The sequence below is a fragment of the Sphingobacterium lactis genome (assembly GCF_011046555.1).
Lineage (GTDB): Bacteria > Bacteroidota > Bacteroidia > Sphingobacteriales > Sphingobacteriaceae > Sphingobacterium > Sphingobacterium lactis.
Genome location: NZ_CP049246.1, coordinates 81,357 through 100,158, shown reverse-complemented (window position 1 = coordinate 100,158; position 18,802 = coordinate 81,357). Strand labels below are relative to the sequence as shown.

Annotated in this window: 16 protein-coding genes; 7 read left to right on the top strand and 9 right to left on the bottom strand. The window is 45.0% G+C overall.

Annotated elements, in window-relative coordinates:
* Positions 1–2: 2 nt before the first annotated feature.
* Positions 3–482 carry a 2-C-methyl-D-erythritol 2,4-cyclodiphosphate synthase gene (gene ispF, locus G6N79_RS00450; RefSeq protein WP_103907678.1) on the top strand — a complete coding sequence of 160 codons (480 nt, stop codon included), beginning with the start codon at positions 3–5 and terminating at the stop codon, positions 480–482.
* Here the strand turns inward: ispF and G6N79_RS00445 are convergent.
* Positions 479–1,699, bottom strand: a complete 1,221-nt coding sequence (locus tag G6N79_RS00445; protein ID WP_103907677.1) for a TCR/Tet family MFS transporter — start codon at positions 1,697–1,699, stop codon at positions 479–481. The genes ispF and G6N79_RS00445 overlap by 4 nt on opposite strands.
* 217 nt (positions 1,700–1,916) lie before the next feature.
* On the opposite strand from G6N79_RS00445, the gene G6N79_RS00440 reads away from it, so the two are divergent.
* Together G6N79_RS00440 and uvrC are read left to right on the top strand one after the other, a co-directional pair.
* Positions 1,917–4,181: a penicillin-binding protein 1A gene (locus tag G6N79_RS00440; RefSeq protein ID WP_103907676.1), complete on the top strand. Its 2,265-nt coding sequence runs from the start codon at positions 1,917–1,919 to the stop codon at positions 4,179–4,181.
* A gap of 65 nt (positions 4,182–4,246) precedes the next feature.
* The gene (gene uvrC, locus G6N79_RS00435; protein WP_103907675.1) at positions 4,247–6,055 is read left to right on the top strand and encodes an excinuclease ABC subunit UvrC; all 1,809 of its coding nucleotides are present in this window, start codon (positions 4,247–4,249) and stop codon (positions 6,053–6,055) included.
* 3 nt (positions 6,056–6,058) lie between these two features.
* Here the strand turns inward: uvrC and G6N79_RS00430 are convergent, their stop codons facing one another.
* A complete protein-coding gene (locus G6N79_RS00430; RefSeq protein WP_103907674.1) occupies positions 6,059–6,388 on the bottom strand; it encodes a metal-sulfur cluster assembly factor in 330 nt (109 codons plus the stop codon).
* Complete coding sequence (locus G6N79_RS00425; RefSeq protein WP_146060670.1) at positions 6,388–7,551, bottom strand: glycosyltransferase family 4 protein; 1,164 nt, start codon at positions 7,549–7,551, stop codon at positions 6,388–6,390. The genes G6N79_RS00430 and G6N79_RS00425 overlap by 1 nt, the downstream gene beginning before the upstream one ends.
* A gap of 89 nt (positions 7,552–7,640) precedes the next feature.
* On the opposite strand from G6N79_RS00425, the gene G6N79_RS00420 reads away from it, so the two are divergent.
* On the top strand, positions 7,641–8,636 hold the full coding sequence (locus G6N79_RS00420) for a polyprenyl synthetase family protein (RefSeq protein WP_234993274.1): 996 nt from the start codon (positions 7,641–7,643) through the stop codon (positions 8,634–8,636).
* Positions 8,637–8,700: 64 nt separating this feature from the next.
* Positions 8,701–9,483 (top strand): amidohydrolase, encoded by a 783-nt coding sequence (locus tag G6N79_RS00415; RefSeq protein ID WP_103907671.1) that lies wholly within the window; start codon positions 8,701–8,703, stop codon positions 9,481–9,483.
* Positions 9,484–10,133: 650 nt separating this feature from the next.
* Here the strand turns inward: G6N79_RS00415 and G6N79_RS00410 are convergent.
* Positions 10,134–10,577: a hypothetical protein gene (locus tag G6N79_RS00410; protein ID WP_103907670.1), complete on the bottom strand. Its 444-nt coding sequence runs from the start codon at positions 10,575–10,577 to the stop codon at positions 10,134–10,136.
* Between the two features lie 122 nt (positions 10,578–10,699).
* Between G6N79_RS00410 and G6N79_RS00405 the strand changes: the two genes are divergently transcribed.
* Complete coding sequence (locus tag G6N79_RS00405) at positions 10,700–11,140, top strand: MarR family winged helix-turn-helix transcriptional regulator (RefSeq protein WP_103907669.1); 441 nt, start codon at positions 10,700–10,702, stop codon at positions 11,138–11,140.
* A 6-nt stretch (positions 11,141–11,146) separates the two neighbouring features.
* Here G6N79_RS00405 and G6N79_RS00400 read toward each other — a convergent pair whose 3' ends face one another.
* The 5 genes from G6N79_RS00400 to G6N79_RS00380 form a co-directional block, all read right to left on the bottom strand.
* Positions 11,147–12,700, bottom strand: a complete 1,554-nt coding sequence (locus G6N79_RS00400) for an FMN-binding glutamate synthase family protein (RefSeq protein WP_103907668.1) — start codon at positions 12,698–12,700, stop codon at positions 11,147–11,149.
* A 177-nt stretch (positions 12,701–12,877) separates the two neighbouring features.
* Complete coding sequence (locus G6N79_RS00395; protein ID WP_103907667.1) at positions 12,878–13,657, bottom strand: Rossmann-like and DUF2520 domain-containing protein; 780 nt, start codon at positions 13,655–13,657, stop codon at positions 12,878–12,880.
* Positions 13,654–16,128 carry a cytochrome c biogenesis protein CcsA gene (gene ccsA, locus G6N79_RS00390; RefSeq protein ID WP_103907666.1) on the bottom strand — a complete coding sequence of 825 codons (2,475 nt, stop codon included), beginning with the start codon at positions 16,126–16,128 and terminating at the stop codon, positions 13,654–13,656. The genes G6N79_RS00395 and ccsA overlap by 4 nt, the downstream gene beginning before the upstream one ends.
* A 20-nt stretch (positions 16,129–16,148) precedes the next feature.
* Entirely contained in the window at positions 16,149–16,568 is a 420-nt protein-coding gene (locus G6N79_RS00385) for a cytochrome c maturation protein CcmE domain-containing protein (RefSeq protein ID WP_103907665.1), read from the bottom strand.
* Between the two features lie 266 nt (positions 16,569–16,834).
* Positions 16,835–18,067, bottom strand: a complete 1,233-nt coding sequence (locus G6N79_RS00380) for a dicarboxylate/amino acid:cation symporter (RefSeq protein WP_103907664.1) — start codon at positions 18,065–18,067, stop codon at positions 16,835–16,837.
* Between the two features lie 61 nt (positions 18,068–18,128).
* Here G6N79_RS00380 and mnmC2 point away from each other — a divergent pair, with 61 nt between their 5' ends.
* The gene (gene mnmC2, locus G6N79_RS00375) at positions 18,129–18,794 is read left to right on the top strand and encodes a tRNA (5-methylaminomethyl-2-thiouridine)(34)-methyltransferase MnmC2 (protein WP_103907663.1); all 666 of its coding nucleotides are present in this window, start codon (positions 18,129–18,131) and stop codon (positions 18,792–18,794) included.
* Positions 18,795–18,802 lie beyond the last annotated feature (8 nt).

The window sequence follows — 18,802 nt, the reverse complement described above, 5'->3', positions numbered from 1 at the left end:
ATATGAAAATTAAAGTAGGATTTGGATTTGATGTCCACCAAATGAAATCGGGACATCCATTTGTTGTTGGCGGTGTAACCTTGGACCATCATTCCGGGGCATTTGGCCATTCGGATGCCGATGTGCTGGCCCATGCCATCTGTGATGCTCTTTTGGGTGCTGCGAACCTGGAGGATATTGGCTACCACTTTCCGAATACCGATGAGCGGTGGAAAGGTGCGGATAGCTTGGAGCTGTTAAAACACTGTGTTAAACTCATCCAAGATAAAGGCTGGTCTATCGGCAATATCGATGGAATGCTGTGCCTGGAGGCCCCAAAGATTAAACCCTACATTCCCCAAATGAAGGAGAATCTGGCCCGCGCGGCTGGAATCTCTGTGGATGATATCTCCATAAAGGCCACGACGAACGAAAAGATGGGCTTTATCGGTCGGGAAGAAGGCGTTGTTGCCTATGCCGTATGCCTATTGCAGAAAGATTAAGTTGATTTTGTTTTCCTGAAGTAATTGATAGCGATTAATGCGGCTATCAATGCAAGGAGACCTCCAAGATAAAAAGGTGCGCCCGGTAGATATACCGGGCCATTTTTTTGCGTAAAATAGGAGAATAGCGAGGTCATGATCAATGGGCCGATGATGGCCGTCAGACTGATCAGGCAGGTCAAGCCTCCTTGGATTTGCCCCTGTTCATTTGCCGGTGTCTGATTGGAAATGGAGCTTTGAATTGCTGGACCGGCAATTCCGGCAAAAACGTAAAAAACACTCACGCCAAACAACATCTCCGTGGATTGGACAGTCCCCATTGCAAACAGGGAGAAGCAATTCAGCAACAGCCCCAGAACAATACTCTTTGCGATGCCGAATTTCGGGATGATCAACCGGATCAGGCCGGCCTGAACGATGGTCAATAACACGCCAATAAAACCTAAAGAATAGCCAACCATCCGTTCATCCCATTGGAACTTCTCCATGGTGAAATACGACCATGTACTCTGTACAGCATGCGCCGCTACATTGAGCAGAAAGATACAGACAACCAAGGGTAAGATCTGCGGATAGCGGTTGAGGTGACGGAAACTGCCGATTGGATTGGCATTCCGCCAGTGGAATTTCCGTCGATTTTCCTTGGGTAACGACTCTGGAATGATGAAATAACCGTACAGGAAATTCAGGAAGGTGAGTCCCGCGGCGGCAAAGAACGGATACCTTGGGCCGTAGTGGCCAATAACCCCGCCCAGCACGGGACCGATAATGAATCCCAAACCGAAGGCTGCACCCAGTAGACCAAAATTCTGTGCCTTATTCTCCTTTGTGGATACATCGGCAATATAGGCTGCGGCAACCGTATGACTGGCGCCGGTAATTCCCGCCACCAATCGCCCAAGGAATAGCCAGAAAATGGACGGAGCAAATCCGATAATCAGGTAATTGATGGTAAATCCGAACAAAGAACAAAGGAGCACGGGCCGACGACCGTAATGGTCGCTCAAGTTGCCAAGGACGGCAGCGAAGAAAAATTGCGTAAATGCATAACTGAACGTCAGCCATCCGCCGTAGGAGGAGGCCTTGCTAAGGTCGCCATGGATCAGCTCCTGGATCAAGGCCGGCATCACAGGAATGATGATCCCAAGACCGATCGAATCCAGAACAACGGTGATGAAAATAAATAAAAGTCCAGCTTTTGATTTCGTGTTAGGCATATGCAAAAACTAAGGTATAAAATCCCTGTGAAAATAATTGCATACTACAGATTTAAGGTTGATTTCGCATGTTTTTCGTAGGATAAAAAATTAGAATTATTGACATCGGGAAATTTATGGTATTTTTGTTGTTGTTAAAAAATGTTTGGCACATTTACTGATAATAGCAGAATTACATTTTCATGGGTAACCATTCGTAGTTTCATTAATTTAACAAATGAAGAGAGAATCAAAAAGTAGTAAACTGACCGAAGAGGACGTAAAACGATATTCCGGCCTTTTTTGGAAAGTTTTAATAGGGTTGGTGTTGTTTGTTGTAGTGTTCTTATTGAGTGTGAGGATTGGCTTATTTGGGAAACTTCCTACATTCAAGGATCTTGAAAATCCAAAAAGTAACTTAGCCTCAGAAATCTTAACTGAAGACAATAAGGTATTAGGTACCTATTTTGTCCACAACCGTTCGAATGTCAAGTACAGCGAGCTATCCCCGTATTTGGTGCAGGCGCTTGTATCCACGGAGGATAAGCGTTTTTATGAGCACTCAGGGATTGATTATTCCCGTACACTATCCACTGTGTTATTGACCCTTTCCGGGAATAAGCAGGGAGGTAGTACCATTACCCAGCAATTGGCCCTGAATTTATTCGCCGAAAAGCGCGAACGGAATTCCCTAAAGCGTATCATGCAGAAATTGCAGGAGTGGATTACGGCCGTTCGTTTGGAAAGAAACTATACCAAGGAGGAAATCATCATGATGTACTTCAACACGGTTGATTTCGGTGCCTACAATACATTTGGTATTAAATCCGCGGCAAGGACCTATTTCAATACCACACCTGATAAACTAACTGCCGAGCAGGCAGCTTTATTGGTGGGAATGTTAAAGGGTCCAGGTGTTTATTCACCAGTACGCTATCCCGAGAATGCAACAACCCGGAGAAATCTGGTGTTGCACAACATGTTCAGTCAAAACTTTATCAGCAGCGAAGAATACGAGAAATTTAAAGAAAAACCTCTTGGTTTGAAGTTGACCATCTCCAACTACGGCGAAGGTCTTGCTCCATATTTCCGGGCGGTTTTGAAAGAAGAAATCAAAAAGGAATTCCAGCGTTTGGCGATTACCAAACCGGATGGAACCCCTTATGATCTGGATCGTGATGGATTGAAGGTCTATACGCCGATCAACTACAAGATGCAGCAATATGCTGAAGAAGCACAAAAGGAATGGATGAAGCGCCTACAGAACGAATTTGATAAGCAATGGCGCCGCAAAAATGCCTTTACGGGTAAAAATGCAAACCTACTCCGTACGGGGATGAAACGTTCCGACCGATACCGGGTGCTGAAGGCCGAAGGGTTATCCGAAGAACAGATCCGCAAAGAATTTGACAAGAAAGTGCCTATGAACCTCTTTACCTGGAAAGGTAGCGTGGATACGGTGATGAGCCCGATGGACTCCATCAAATACACGAAGCTATTCCTGCGTAATGCGATGATGTCCATGGAGCCACAGACCGGATATATCAAGGCTTGGGTCGGTGGTATCGACTTCGAGCACTTTAAATATGACCAGGTTAAACTGGGTACACGCCAGGTGGGTTCAACTGCGAAACCATTCGTGTATGCCTATGCGATCGATAACGGATATGGACCATGTGTTTCCATCCCGAACCATATGCGTACATACGGTGATTGGACGCCAAAGGGTACCGTGCAAGGTGGTGACCCGATCCAATTACGGAATGCTATTAAATATTCGCAGAACTATGCGTCCGCATACCTCATCAGTGAGGTCGGTGCTGCCAATGTCGCTGATTTGACCAAGCGTATGGGGGTTACCTCGAATATTCCAAATAACCTGTCCATTGCGCTGGGTTCCTATGACGCCTCCCTATTTGATATGGTGGGTGCCTATTCGGCCTTCGTGAATCAGGGTACTTGGGTTGAGCCGACCATGATCCTTCGTGTTGAAGATAAGAATGGTTCGCCAATCTATGAGAAAGCGCCTAAGGTATTGAAAGCATTGAACAGTGAAACGGCCTACGCCATGGTGGATATGCTGAAAGGTGTTGTGGACGGCGGTACGGGATCCCGTTTACGCTGGGACCCGAACTTCGGTGGTTTGAAAAATCCAATCGGTGGTAAAACGGGTACCACAAACGATAACTCCGATGCGTGGTTTATCGGTGTTACACCTGAATTGGTAACCGGTGTATGGACTGGTGCGGAAGACCGTGGTATTAGTTTCAGCAGTATGCAGTACGGGCAAGGTGCCGCAGCGGCGATGCCGGTGTTCGGACTCTTCATGAACAAAGTATACAAGGATAAGGACCTCAACTATACACAAGAGGACTTCCCGAAACCGCCAGGAGGCATCACCCGATTTGAAATGAACTGCTCCAACTATTCGCAGTTCTGGGGTAATGACCCGGCTAGGGGTGGCGAAACGGAAACATTGGAAGAGGATAGGTTAGGTTTTTAGCCTGAACTTTGATAAATTTATTACCAGACCAGATCTACACCTAGATTGGTCTGGTTTTTTTTGCTATGATGGAATTTGATTACAGGAAAGAACTGACGAAAATCCCACACAAACCTGGGGTTTATCAATATTTTGATAAGGACGATACGCTGATCTATGTCGGTAAGGCAAAGGATCTGCGGAATCGGGTAGGTTCCTATTTTGTAAACCAGACCCAACTGAATAGCAAGACCCGTGTGTTGGTGCGCAAGATCAACCGGATCGCATTCACCATCGTGGATACGGAGATCGATGCCTGGTTGTTGGAAAACAACTTGATCAAAAAACACCAGCCACGATACAATGTGATGCTCAAGGATGATAAAACCTATCCTTGGATTGTCATCAAACAGGAGCATTTTCCTAGAATATTCTGGACCCGCAAATACATCAAGGATGGATCCAAGTATTACGGTCCGTATGCTTCGGTCGGGATGATGCACATCATCCTGGACATGATCCGCGAACTCTTTCCATTGCGTACCTGTAACCTGAACCTTGCCCCAGAGAATATTGCCAAAGGGAAGTACAAGGTCTGTCTGGAATATCAGATTGGCAATTGCAAGGGGCCATGCGAAGGTTACCAATCCGAGGAAGACTATGATCAGAATCTAGCCGATATCAAGGATATCCTGAATGGTAAGATTTCCATGGTCACGAATCGATTGAAAGAACAGATGCATGCTGCGGTGGAAGCCATGGATTTCGAAGCGGCGCATAAGAGCAAGGTCAAGCTGGATAAATTATCCAATTACCAGAGCAAATCTACGGTCGTTAGTTCATCCATTACCAATGTGGATGTATTCAGTATCGCTTCGGAGGACAATTACGCCTTTGTAAACTTCCTGAAAGTGGTCAATGGGGTCGTGATCCAGACGCAGACGGTAGAATTGAAGAAACGTTTGGATGAAACGGATGCCGAGCTGTTGGCTATAGCAATTCCCCAGATCCGCAGCAAATTCAGAAGCCACTCCCGTGAAATCATTGTGCCTTTTGAACTGGATATCGAGGGGAATGAGGATATGCGATTCCTGGTGCCCAAACTGGGGGATAAGAAGAAGCTCTTGGAGCTATCCCTAAAGAATGTTGCCTATTTCAAAAAGGAACGACTGCTGCAGTATGAGAAGTTGAATCCGGAGATCAAGACGGAACGCGTCCTGAAGCAGATGCAGAAGGATTTACGCCTTCCCGTTTTACCACGGCATATCGAATGTTTCGATAACTCGAATATCCAAGGGAACTATCCGGTGTCGGCAGTTGTGGTCTTTAAGGATGCCAAGCCGTCCAAAAAAGATTATCGACATTTCAACGTAAAAACCGTGGAAGGACCGAATGACTTCGCGACCATGGAGGAGGCAGTTTTCAGGCGCTACAGGCGACTGTTGGATGAAGACCAGTCCTTGCCCCAACTCATCGTGATCGACGGTGGTAAGGGCCAATTGGGGGCTGCACTGAAGAGCCTGAAGCTTTTGGGTATTGAAAAGAAAGTCACCGTGATCGGTATCGCCAAGCGGTTGGAAGAACTTTTCTATCCAGGGGATCAATATCCACTCTATCTGGACAAGAAATCCGAAACCTTAAAGATTATTCAGCATCTGCGGGATGAAGCACACCGCTTCGGGATCACCTTTCACCGAAACCAACGAAGTCGGAAGACATTTGTCTCCGACCTTGATAATATCCCAGGGGTAGGGAAGGTCTCTGTAGAGAAATTATTGAAAACATTCCGTTCGGTGAAGAAGGTTAAGGAAGCTTCCGATGAGGAACTAAAAAAAGTGCTTAACCTCAAACAGGTGCAAGCACTTCGACAATATTTTGCAGACGAGACGAAATAGGGCTTATAGAAAGCCTAATTCCAATTTCGCTTCTTCGGTCATCATATCCTTGGTCCAAGGTGGATCAAATGTCAACTCCACAATCGCTTCATCAATCCCCTCGATGGCAGCTACCTTCTGCTGGACTTCATTCATGATCTCGCCAGCAACCGGGCAGGCCGGAGCCGTTAGAGTCATAACGATTTTCGCCTGGCGGTTTTCCTTGGTGATAATCTCATAGACCAATCCCAGATCCAGGATATTCGCCGGTTTCAATTCAGGGTCATATACGGTAGCTAAAGCTTCCTCAATCTGAGGGGCCAAGCCCAATCTATCCATAACAATGATGTTCATTATTTTTCCTTTCTTAAAGCCACCTCGGCATAGATCTGTTCCAATTGATCCATAACAACGGGTTGGCTATATTTTTTGACATATTCATGGTAACAATGTTCACCCATTGCCACCTTTTTTTCCTTCGTTAGGGAGGTCCATTCGTTCAGTTTCTGTACCACATCGATGTGGTTATGGGGGTCGAACAGCAACCCTGTATGCAAAGGTACGACCATTTCGCTTAAAATACCAATGTTGCTGGCCAGTACCGGTGTTTTGAGCGCATAGGCCTCGAGTACGGATAGCGGCATGGACTCGTAGCAAATGGAAGGGACGACGACCGCTGAAGCATGCGCAATCTGCTTGCTTAGGGTCTGCTTATTCTGGAAACCCATGTATTGGATATGCGGGCTGCCTGCAGCAATCTGTTCAACCTCATGTTGGAGTGGGCCGGTCCCAAAAATCTTGATCTTATGGTTCGTCGCGCGCCACGCATGCAACAGAGGGACAATGCCCTTCTCTTCGGATAATCGACCTACATACACAAAGTAATCCCCTTCGACCGGATCTTCAACAAACTCCTCTTTCACGAAATTCGGTTTGACCACAAACTTCTCCATGGAAACGCCAAATTTTGACCTGGAAAATATCCCCTTGGCAAATTCGGAAAGTACGATAAAACGATCGATGTGTTGAAAGGTGCCCCGCTTGCGGTGGATCCAATAGGTGAACCCTGTCCAGAACGTCTTAAAATAGGAATTTTCCAGCGCTTTCTTTTTTACTGCATTCCAAGGGAAATCCTGTTTTATGGAGTCCAAAAAGATATTGCCTTTATCAAAAAGTGTTGCTGACGGGCAGATCAACCGGAAGTTGTGCAGGGTCATCAGCATGGGGATTCCCATTTTCTTGATGTGGAGAATGAAAAGAGGGCCAAGGGCATAGTGCATATTGTGTATATGGATGATATCGGGCTTAAATTCCTCGATTTTAGCCTTCAGGAGTTTCACCTGTGGCCAATTCATCGGATACTGCAAGTATTGCAAATAGCCTTTCCATCCTTTCACATTTCGTACCGTATAGAGGTCGACCTCATGGTTCTTCCTTAGCGCTTCCATTTCCTGACTCATTACAAAATCTTCGCCGCCGATATGTTGGTATTGATTATGGATAATGAGTATACGCATAGATTTCGATTGTTTGCCGCAATTTACATAGATAATGGCTAAAATCAAATCCAATTCCGCAGTCGTTTCCACCTCAAATTGCTATCTTCGTGCTAATATTAGAAGATATGTTTGAACAGCATCCATATGGCAAGTTGATCAGTGCCTATATTGATCAGGCAGAGTTTCCTGACAGGCCTTCTGATCTTTACGATCCCATTCGATACATCCTATCCCTTTCCGGCAAGCGCATCAGACCCATGCTGGTCTTCATGGGAGCAAAATTATTCGGGAAGGAAGATACCGCAGAAGTACTTCCGGCAAGTATCGCCATCGAATATTTCCATAATTTCTCTTTGATTCATGATGATATCATGGACAAGGCGCCTTTACGCCGTGGAAAGGACACCGTGCACCAGAAGTGGAACGATAATGTGGCCATTCTTTCGGGAGATGCCTTGTTGGTGAAAGCCTATCAGGAATTAGGGAAATGCCCGGCAGACAAAATTGGCGAATTATTGGTGGTGTTCAATCAGGTAGCCTTGGAAGTTTGTGAGGGTCAGCAAATGGATATGGATTTCGAAACCATGGATAATGTGGCTGAAGGTGACTATATCGAAATGATCCGTCGGAAGACTTCCGTATTGTTGGGCGGTGCGCTCCAGTTGGGAGCGATCTTGGCCAATGCCGATAAGGTACAACAGCAATTACTGTATGACTTCGGCGTTAACCTGGGGATTGCCTTCCAATTGCAGGATGATTTCCTCGATGTCTATGGCGATCCGGAGACCTTCGGGAAACAGGTTGGCGGTGATATCCTATGCAACAAAAAAACCTTCCTCCGCATAAAAACCGAAGAATTGGCAACAGCAGATTCGCGGTCAGAATTGGACCTATTGCTTCAGGGGAGTGACATTTCCGACGATGAAAAAGTCTTCCGTATGAAAAAACTATATGCCCAATTGGCTGTAGATCAATATGCCGAGGATATAAAGCAGCGATATACCGAGTTGGCCTACAATAAATTAGATGAAATCGCCGTTTCAGATGCACAGAAAACAGAATTAAGAATACTTGCAGATACATTAATGCACCGCAAGCGCTAATTATGATTATTGCTTAGTTTTTCCTAATTTGGTAAAATACACTAAAGAAAATTTTGAGGATAGCATGCAAAGAGAGCCATTAAAAGTAACCATATTTCAAGCTTATCTTTTTTGGGAAAATATCGACAAGAATCTACAGAATCTTGGGCTACGGCTATCTTCTTTACGGGAAAAAACGGATTTGATCATTCTTCCGGAGATGTTCAACACAGGGTTCACCACCAACGTGGAGAAATGTGCCGAGACCATGTCCGGGAAGACCATGCATTGGTTGTTTGAGACCTCCAAGAAATATGAATGTGTGGTTGCAGGTTCATTGATCATTGAAGAAGGTGGGAAATATTATAACCGCTTTGTCTGGATGTCGCCGGATGGAAGCTATACCCATTACGATAAACGCCATTTATTCTCCATGGCTGGCGAAGATAAAATCTTTTCAGAAGGCAATTCCAGAATTATTTTTCAACTGAAAGGTTGGAAAATCTGTCCAATGGTATGTTATGACCTTCGGTTCCCAATCTGGTCCAGAAACCAACAGGGTGCCTACGATCTATTGGTCTATACCGCAAGTTGGCCAGATAAACGATCTGCACATTGGCGGGCCTTGATTCCTGCCCGTGCCATCGAAAATCAAGCTTTCGTGATCGGTGTCAACCGTGTTGGTCACGATGGTAAGGAAGTTTACTATTCAGGTGGATCCATGTGTATATCGCCGAATGGCGACGTGGTTTATTACAAACCAGAAGATGAGGATCTCTATACCTTTACGCTTAACCCGAAAGACCTCGAAGAAAATCGAGAACATTTCCCTTTTCTACAGGACCAGGATCAATTTAAATTGTTGTAAGCTGGACCAACAGGATACCCAACACAGATTAAAAAATTAGTTAATAAATCTTTAAGCCAATTTGAACTTGAGCTGCACAAAACTGGTTGTTTAAGTTTTAACATTGGTTGCCTCTCCACTCGTATTCCCATCTCGAGGCCTGCCTGCTATCTCCCCTTTTCTTGAATTTTCCGAATTGCTGCGCATGGTCAGTGCCCGCTTTTACATGGGCTGGACCTTGTCCGACATGCTAGCGAGGTGCGACCGTGGTTTAGACGTGGTGCACACGTGCTATATACACGCTCTCACCACGCTCTCACCACGCTCTCACCTCGGACTCACCTCAGACAAGGTCTAGGGAAAAAACAGTCCCATTTTAGCATAAAAGTTAGTATATTTCGTGATAACGTGTTGATTTTCAGATTATTGATTTCTATTTTGCGAAATTCGTAATTTTGGCTTTAAGCGTTTATTTTGGGGGGTAAGGTAGGGGATTTCGACCAAGTGAACCTTTTTTCCGATTCTCAATTTTAACGAGGTGCCATTTGGTCTAAAAAATGGATGTTCGGTAAGAATATCCAAGATATAAAGCAGGTAAAATGATGGTGAATTTTACAGAAATAGATGGATTCTATCCCTAGAAGATCAAAATCCAAACAAGAAGAGCCGGTTTAGTCTTTGTATGGCCGTTCCAATATCGCCTGTTGGATAATTGCTTTTCGGAGGTCAAATTGCTGAGGGGTAAATTGATCTTCGGTTTTCTCCAAAACAGGTTTCATTTCCTTTTTCTGTTGGTCCAAGAGCGCTCGACGTCGTTGTTCTTCTTTCATCCGTTGAAAATTTTCAACCTCCGCAACCACTTCAGGCCGTTGTTCCTGCACATGTTCATAGGTCTTTTTAGGAATCTCCGGGAGCGGCGGATTTATTTTCCGGTTAGCGGGTTTCGATTTAACGGGCGCTGGTTTTGGAGTATCCGGATAGGATGACATCTGTTGCTGCTTCTTGAGCTGCTCCAGACGTTTTTTCGCTGCTTCCTGCTCCTTTTTAAAATTATCATAAATCTTATAGGCAAAGCTGGCAACAACTATCAGAATAATCAGAATCGGATTCTCCATAGCCTAAAGTTAATTAATTTTTCAAGGTATAAATCCTTCTGACGGTAAATTATTTGCAAAAGTGCTATTTTATTTTTTAATTGCAGTGACAACTAATCCTTACCACATTAACCTTATTTGTGATGATCAATGAAACCAGCTATGCTAGCGAATTCTATTCTTTTTTAACGGGGCGTGTTTCCACGGCTATCGGGAGGCGTTTACAGCGTAATTTCAAGGAAAGCGGACTGAATATTACCGCTGAACAGTGGAGCGTTTTGTATTTCCTATGGGAATCGGAAGGCCTCAGTCAACAGGAGATTGCGAAACTGACCTACCGTGATAAACCCAGCGTTTCCCGGTTGATTTCCAATTTGGAAAAACAAAAGATATTAATCCGAGTGAATTCGGAAGGAGATAAGCGCGCCAATCAGATTTACCTAACGGCCCTAGGCCATAAACTTCGGGATAAGTGTATGCTACAAGCAGAAAAAACTATCTCCGAAGCGATGAAAGGGGTCGATAAAAATTCGATGGCCCAAGCTCAACAGCTTTTGGAGATAGTTTTCAATAACTTAAAGTAAGTCTATTTAGTCAAATACTTCCGGAGCAAAATCGCTGCGGTTATTCACTAACTTACCGGTATTTTTAAAATAAATATCCTGGAAAGATAGCGTATTCTGGCTGTCTACCTTACGGAAGAATTTATCGGCCGAAACTTCATCCAGACTATTGAATCCACAGGCTTCCATGATTTCTACCGTAGCACGAAGGGTGTTACGGTGGAATTGGGCCACACGGACGTATTTATCTTCGACATTTAATCCTTTGTACAGGTGAGGTTGTTGTGTTGCCACACCTACCGGACAAACGTCTTCGTTACATTTCAAGGCTTGGATACAACCTAAAGCGAACATCATTCCGCGTGCACTGTAACAAGCATCAGCTCCTAAAGCAATTACTTTAAGGATATCAAACCCAGTGACAATACGACTGGATACAATGATTTTGATATGTTTCTTCAGACCGAAGTTGATCAATGTGGTTGTTACGAAAGCTAAGGCATCGTATAGCGGCATACCCAAGTTATCCGTAAATTCCAATGGCGCCGCACCCGTACCACCTTCAGATCCATCCACAGCAATAAAGTCAGGCATAATCTGTGTTTCCTGCATCGCTTGACAGATATCAATGAACTCTTGCTTGTCACCAATACACAATTTGAACCCTACAGGTTTGTAATCGGAAAGCTCACGCAATTGTTGGATAAAGTTCATCATTTCCACAGGTGTCTTGAATGCGCTATGTGCCGGAGGCGACATTACATCGGTTCCAGGCACGACGTGACGGATGGCCGCTACTTCCGGGGTGTTTTTTGCCGCAGGAAGGATACCACCATGACCAGGTTTTGCACCTTGGGAAAGCTTCAACTCAATCATCTTTACATACGGACGTGTTGATTTTTCACGGAAAAGGGTAGGGTCGAAGAAACCGTGTTCATTACGGCAACCGAAATAACCCGTACCGATCTGCCAGATCAAGTCACCACCAGAGATGTGGTACTGTGAGATACCACCCTCACCAGTATTGTGGGCAAAGTTCTGCAGAGCAGCACCTTTATTCAATGCTGTGATCGCAGTTCTACTCAACGCCCCGTAGGACATCGCTGAAATATTGAAAACACTTAAACTGTAAGGTTGTTTACAGCTGCTGTTCCCTACGGTTGTACGCAAGTTGTGATCTTCGATGTGAACGGGGAAAATACTGTGCGCTGCCCATTCGTTACCTACGGCTTGCGGATCACTCTGCATACCGAAAGCCACCGTCTCGCGCTGGTTCTTTGCACGTTGGTACACAATGGAACGTTGGCGGCGGTTGAATGGTCTACCATCGGTGTCCGATTCCCAGAAATACTGTCTCAATTCCGGACGGATTGATTCGAAGAAATAGCGGAAATACCCCACCAAAGGGTAGTTTCGAAGGATCGCATGGCTATTTTGAAAGCTATGGTACAATGCGATAATTAACAATGGAAATGGTATTAACAGCAACCAGAACCATCTTGGGGTGAAGATTAAACCAAAGGAGATAATAATGAGGTTGATAACAACCATTATCCCTAGGATGAGGTTTCTTACAGGCATGATCTTACGATTATATAATATTGTATAATTCTGTTTTATTTACCGTCGTGTATTCCTCGCTATAAATGTGCCATAGTGTACAGCGGGAACCTACTAATGGTTATTTGGTTGCAAAATTAGCAAGTTAAAAGAGGATTAAGAAAAAATAACGATCAACTTTAAAGAATTGCTGAATTCTTAATTTTCTGAATTGTTCTCTTTCCTTTTAACAATAAGGTCTGATATTTTTTGGTAAATAGATTGCCAATCTGGATTGGAACTAATAAACTGTAAATGCTTATTTATCGTATTCTGGTCATTTCTGCTGGCAGGGCCTGTCTGAACGGCTCGAGGTTCATTATTTTGCACTTTTTCTGCCGTCTGCAGGATGATCGGGCGGATGAGGTCAAAGGGTAGGTCATGTTGCGCTAGCAGGTCGTATGCTACCTGAAACAGGGCGTTGCTGAAGTTGTTGGCAAAGACAGCTGCCAGGTGCATGGCCATGCGCTGTTCGCTACTGCCTTCAAAGACGCGGTTGGAAATTGCCGACATGAATGTGATCAGCGTGCTGGTGTCGGCAGGCTCGCGCGCCTCCACGGCAAAAGGTGTCTCTGTTAATTCGAGATCCACGGATTTCGAAAAGGTCTGTATGGGATAAATAACGCCAGCGTGCCGAAACTTGTCCAGTACATCGATATGGGTCGCACCGGAAGCATGAACCACCAAGCCTTCCAGTTCTTGCGGAAGCTGGGCTGCAACCTCCGGAATAACGGCATCGGAGACAGCCAATAGATATAAATCGGCATGATCGACTACCGCTTCCAACGAATCGGTACCGGTGCTATTCAACAGCTTAGCCAATGCTTGTGCATTGGCTAAGGTTCTGCTGTATACTTGTACGATCTGATGGCCAGTGTGCATAAAGGCTTTACCCATATGGGTTGCTATATTACCACTGCCGATCAAGACTATTTTCATGCGGTCTGTTCTTTTGTTTTCGGGTTGCGCCTACCGTCCTTTACCCTGCGGTAGATCGCCATACAGAATCCAATCGTCATCACAATGGTTCCTACCCAGAAGAAGTTGATATACGGGAATTTAATGGCCTTGAATACCACCCATTTTTTCTCAGGTAGTGGTTTCTGATAGGCAATCAATTCCAATTTATTCTGATCAGGAACGATCTTCGAGAATCTGAAGCGTAATCCCTGTTCGTTTACATCTTTATGGAAATCGAATGTGTTTCCTCCCTTGATCAAGAAGACAGGTTCGGCATGATATTCTTTGTTATCCGCAGAAACCACCTTGATCTTGAGACCGACGAATAGATCGCCTTCTGCTTTCGGCATATCCTTTAGCGTGGCATCTTTGTTCAATCCTTCGATCACATAATATCCATTTCTGTACCGTAGGGTATCACCTATCGATACCAGGTAGGTTGCTGGCTCTTCATAGTCATCAAATCCTGCAGATGCAGCCTGCTGCTCATGCTGCGCTGGAGCTTGTGAATCTGAAGCTGCTGCCGTGATCAGCGTATAGATGTCATGGGTCAAGAAATGTTTAGTACCCGGTGTACCGATCAGACCACCCATTTGCGGGTTGTTCTGTGCAAACGGTTTTAGGATAAACGATGATTTAACATTTCCGGACTCCTCATCAATTTCTTCGTATTTGATCTTGTAGAAAACATTGGGCTTGGCCACACTGTCACCGACGTATGTGATACGGTATTTACCCATATCTACCGGTTCACCTTCAGAAAGGAATAGGTTGTCGCCAGGTTTTTCAACCTGATCGAAGCCGGCAACAGCAATGTAATTGCTGCTGTTTACAGAAATGACCTCGTTGGTCGCAGCTGCGATCAACGCACCGATCAATAGCAATCCGAAACCGATATGCGATACAGCAGATCCTGCCAAGCGCCATTTGCCCTTGAAGGAATCACCCAGGATTCGCAAGTTTGCCAGGATACAGAATACCGATGTCAGCGTGATCAGGATATACATGATATTCGTGTAGATATTGGTGAAATAGACGATTGCACCAGCGATCAATAAGGCGAATATAAAGGATGCTAATGTCGCAGCCCAGAATTTCCGGCCATCCGTACGTTTGTATTTCAGGAATTGCGTAAAGGCGGTAAGTAACATCACAACGACCGCAAAAGCACCCTGCCATTTGTTATAATGCGGGATAGGGTCGATCGGCGGAGCTACCTTGGTGCCAAATAGGGCATTGAATACCGGAATGGACGTCGTAGCGATCATCTGCACGCAGGCAACGGTAAGGACCAGGGCGCCGATGAAAAGCCAGAATTCACGTGAATAGATTTCTTCTTCCTTTTTGGTGGATGGCATATCTTTTTTACGAACCACCAAGAGAACAATCATTAAGACCAGGAAGGTGATGTTGAAGGCGATCAATTGGCCTGACATACCCAAGCTCGTGAAGGAGTGTACGGAGGTTTCACCCAAGATACCACTACGGGTCAGGTACGATGCGTAGATCACCAATACGAAACTGATCAAGCTCAGGAAGCATGCCGTAAAATAGGCATGTCCGGTATTTTTATAGGCAACCATCACATGGACAGCCGCAATTAATGTCAACCAAGGAATAATGGATACATTTTCCACGGGATCCCATGCCCAGAAGCCCCCAAAGTTCAAGGCCTCATACGCCCAGAAAGAACCCATGATAATACCGGCACCAAGGATCATCACCGCAAAGAGTGCCCAAGGTAGACCCGGATTGATCCATTCTTTATAGCGTTTGGTCCACAATCCAGCCGCTGCATAGGCGAAAGGAACGATCATGGAAGCAAAGCCCAAGAATAGGGTCGGTGGGTGGATAACCATCCAGTAGTTCTGCAATAGGGGGTTCAAGCCGCGACCGTCCTTAACCATCGATAGGTAATTTGGGTCTTTCAGGAAAGGGAAATCCATGGCATCGCGGAACAGGATAAAAGGCGAGCTTCCCCAGCGGGAGCCAAAGATCTCAACCCCGATCAGCATAGACGCCAGGAATACCTGACAGAGCATGACAAAGGTCATCACCGGACTTTCCCAGCTTTTCGCTTTGAAGAGCAAGATTGCACCCAACACTACCTGCCAGAACATCCATAGCCAAAAACTACCTTCTTGCCCCTCCCAGAAGGAAGATATAATGTAATGCGTAGGCAGCGTCATGGAAGAGTGTGCCCAAGCATAATGGTACTCAAAAAGGTGATTGTAGATGATATAAAATAACGTGGAACCGATTACAACGATCGATATCGCATTTACCCAAAATCCGATCCGTCCCAGTTGTTTCCAGGATTTCTCTTCAGGGTATTTGGTTGCAAAAAAATAAGAAATAAGGGATAATAATGCTGCTCCGAAGGAAAGGACAACGAAAAATTGACCTATCTGCCCAGGAAGCAGATTTTCGCCCACAAAATTGACGTCCATAAAATATGTGGTATCTGGAATTAATTTATTGATGCAGTAGCAGGGCTGGAAGTCGTTTCAATAACTTCCATCTGATCTTGATTGTATTTTGAAGGACATTTCATCAAGATCTTGCTCGCATGAAAGACATTGCCATCCATCTTACCCGTTAATACAATCTGCTCGGAGCGCTCGATATCCTGTGGTTTGGAACCATTGAAGACTACCTGACATTCCGTGCTGTCGTTGTCGTACATGTAGAAGGAAAAGTGGTTAGCATCCTTCACAGGATCATAATGCAATTCTTTTTGCTTATTCAATACCCCAACCACGTAAAGCTCGGTGTTCTTTTCCTTGGCTTCTGTGAAGGTTGAATACGTGCTGGAATCGGTGTAGATCACAAGTATCATGGCGATAGCAACCGCGATAATTACAATTAAAATGATCGAACTTTTCTTCATTGCCGTTTAATAAATTTTAAATCAACTACAAAATTACAAAATACAAAGGCAAGGAATGAATTTCGCAAAGATTTAGAGTTATTTAGAACAATTCTAATTTAAACGCTTAGTTGGCGTTAAACACTTGCCTTTCAGTTTATTATTCTTGCTGGAAGGCGCTGTGAACAGGAGTGGTATTGTTATTTTTACATAGAGCAACCGATAGCCCATCCTTTTTCTAATGCGGCTGTCGGTTGCTCAAAGTAAGCGATAAGCGGAGTAAAAGCTTATGCTTCTGCTTGTTCTGGATTGAATTTCTCGCCGGAAAATCGCGTGACGAGCATGGCGGCAACAGTATCTCCCGTAGCGTTCAGAACGGTCGCCAAAGGGTCCACCAACGCACCAATGATCAATATGGAAGGAACGGCCTCATTTGGGATACCATAGATGGAGATCATGAGCATCTCGCCGATAAACCCACCATTGGGTATTCCACCAGCGACCATGGATACCAACACCGTAATGCCAACAGCGGTAATCAACGTGCTCGGTTCGAAAAAGTCCCACCCCAGAATGGAGAAGGCTACATATATCTTTAAAATGGAGGATATCGATGATCCATTTTTATACAGGGTATTCCCGATGGGAATGACAATGCTGGCTATTTCTTTGGGTATACCGATACGATTCGCAGCAATCAGGTTGGCTGGCAAGGTTGCTAGGCTGCTGCAGGTACTGAGTGCGGTCAGAGAAGGGGATATGTTGTGTTTCCAAAAGGAACTTACGCCGGCACCTCCCTTTGCGATGAATGCATACAGTGTAAAGAACACAAAGAAAAATAGAATTCCGAAGCCATAATAGAACCCTAACGGTTTCGCGTAAAAACCAAATAATTCAGGGCCTAATGTCTTCACCTGATAAGCAAAATAAGCACCTAGTCCAATCGGCCCAGCTTTCATCACCAAGATCAGGAGGTTCTCCATTACCTTGTTTCCTGCGTTCAGGAAATTGGTAAACTGCTTGCCCATCTCGCCGGATTTACGCGTTGCTGTTCCCACCAAAAGGGAAAAGATCACAAAGGCAAGGATATTTTTTCTGGAGAGTAAGTTGGCAAACTCATCAACCGTGAGAAAACGCACGATACGGTCTCCCCAGGTTTCATCAGCGTTGGTGGATAGGGCCTCGTTCACCGCAGATCCATCCGTAGTCGCTGTAACGGGAAATGCCCATAATCCGGCAATGGTCGCAATGGCCGCAATCACGATCGTGCCGACAAACACAGCGGTCATGATGCCTATGGTTTTTCCCAATTTATTGCTATCCTCAATATTCGCAATGGAGGAAGAAATCGCAAAAAATAGCAGAGGGATAACCGATACGAACAATAGATTCAGGAAAATATCGCCTATCGGTTTTAGAATGTCCACCAGGTCGGGAAGGAAAATACCAACTAAACTACCGATCGAAATACCGATCAGGAGGAGGATGATACTTCCATAATTTTTAATAACCTCTTTCATTAAAGTAATTTGTTCAGGCTAAAATACTTGTTTTTCTCTTAGCTTTGTCAAAAAAATAATAATGGAATTTGTTACAACAGCAGATGGTTCGAAAACGCTTTTTAATGCGGAGGTCGGGGAGCATTACCATTCCAAGCATGGTGCGCAACAGGAAAGTGTCCATGTATTCTTGAATACAGGGCTGAAGCACTTCCTGGAACGAGATGCACAAAAGGACGCTTCAATTCTGGAAATCGGTTTCGGGACGGGCTTGAATTTCTTGATGACGGCAGATTATTGCCTCAAAGAGCAAATAGTGCTCCATTATATGGGAATAGAGGCTTATCCTTTGGCGAAAGAGGTCATTGAACAAACGGGGTATGATGCTTACGTGTCCCGTGAGATCTGGCTGGAGTTTGTCTATAAATATCCAATTGCGCTGCAGGAGCAAGTCAAATTCAATCGTCAGATGGGGTGGGGGATTGCCAATCAAAAGGTTATGGACTTTCAGACGACCGATCGTTACGATGTCATTTACTTCGATGCGTTTGCAGAAGTACATCAGCCGGAGATGTGGACTCCGGAGACCTTAGCGCACGTCTGTTCGTTCCTGAAACCTGGCGGTGTTTTCGTAACGTATGCCATCACTGGAAATTTAAAGCGTACCATGAAAGCATTGGGCTTTCAGATCGAAAAAGCCCCCGGTGCTCCAGGGAAACGGGAGATGCTGCGCGCAACGAAATTATAAATGATCAA

Excerpts from the sequence above, each read along its gene's own strand:
- G6N79_RS00395 (WP_103907667.1), bottom strand. The coding sequence starts at position 13,657 with ATGAAAATAGTCTTGATCGGCAGTGGTAATATAGCAACCCATATGGGT.
- G6N79_RS00385 (WP_103907665.1), bottom strand. The coding sequence starts at position 16,568 with ATGAAGAAAAGTTCGATCATTTTAATTGTAATTATCGCGGTTGCTATC.
- G6N79_RS00445 (WP_103907677.1), bottom strand. The coding sequence starts at position 1,699 with ATGCCTAACACGAAATCAAAAGCTGGACTTTTATTTATTTTCATCACC.
- mnmC2 (WP_103907663.1), top strand. The coding sequence starts at position 18,129 with ATGGAATTTGTTACAACAGCAGATGGTTCGAAAACGCTTTTTAATGCG.
- G6N79_RS00440 (WP_103907676.1), top strand. The coding sequence starts at position 1,917 with ATGAAGAGAGAATCAAAAAGTAGTAAACTGACCGAAGAGGACGTAAAA.
- G6N79_RS00400 (WP_103907668.1), bottom strand. The coding sequence starts at position 12,700 with ATGCCTGTAAGAAACCTCATCCTAGGGATAATGGTTGTTATCAACCTC.
- G6N79_RS00415 (WP_103907671.1), top strand. The coding sequence starts at position 8,701 with ATGCAAAGAGAGCCATTAAAAGTAACCATATTTCAAGCTTATCTTTTT.
- G6N79_RS00405 (WP_103907669.1), top strand. The coding sequence starts at position 10,700 with ATGATCAATGAAACCAGCTATGCTAGCGAATTCTATTCTTTTTTAACG.
- ispF (WP_103907678.1), top strand. The coding sequence starts at position 3 with ATGAAAATTAAAGTAGGATTTGGATTTGATGTCCACCAAATGAAATCG.
- ccsA (WP_103907666.1), bottom strand. The coding sequence starts at position 16,128 with ATGGACGTCAATTTTGTGGGCGAAAATCTGCTTCCTGGGCAGATAGGT.
- G6N79_RS00425 (WP_146060670.1), bottom strand. The coding sequence starts at position 7,551 with ATGCGTATACTCATTATCCATAATCAATACCAACATATCGGCGGCGAA.
- uvrC (WP_103907675.1), top strand. The coding sequence starts at position 4,247 with ATGATGGAATTTGATTACAGGAAAGAACTGACGAAAATCCCACACAAA.
- G6N79_RS00430 (WP_103907674.1), bottom strand. The coding sequence starts at position 6,388 with ATGAACATCATTGTTATGGATAGATTGGGCTTGGCCCCTCAGATTGAG.
- G6N79_RS00380 (WP_103907664.1), bottom strand. The coding sequence starts at position 18,067 with ATGAAAGAGGTTATTAAAAATTATGGAAGTATCATCCTCCTCCTGATC.
- G6N79_RS00410 (WP_103907670.1), bottom strand. The coding sequence starts at position 10,577 with ATGGAGAATCCGATTCTGATTATTCTGATAGTTGTTGCCAGCTTTGCC.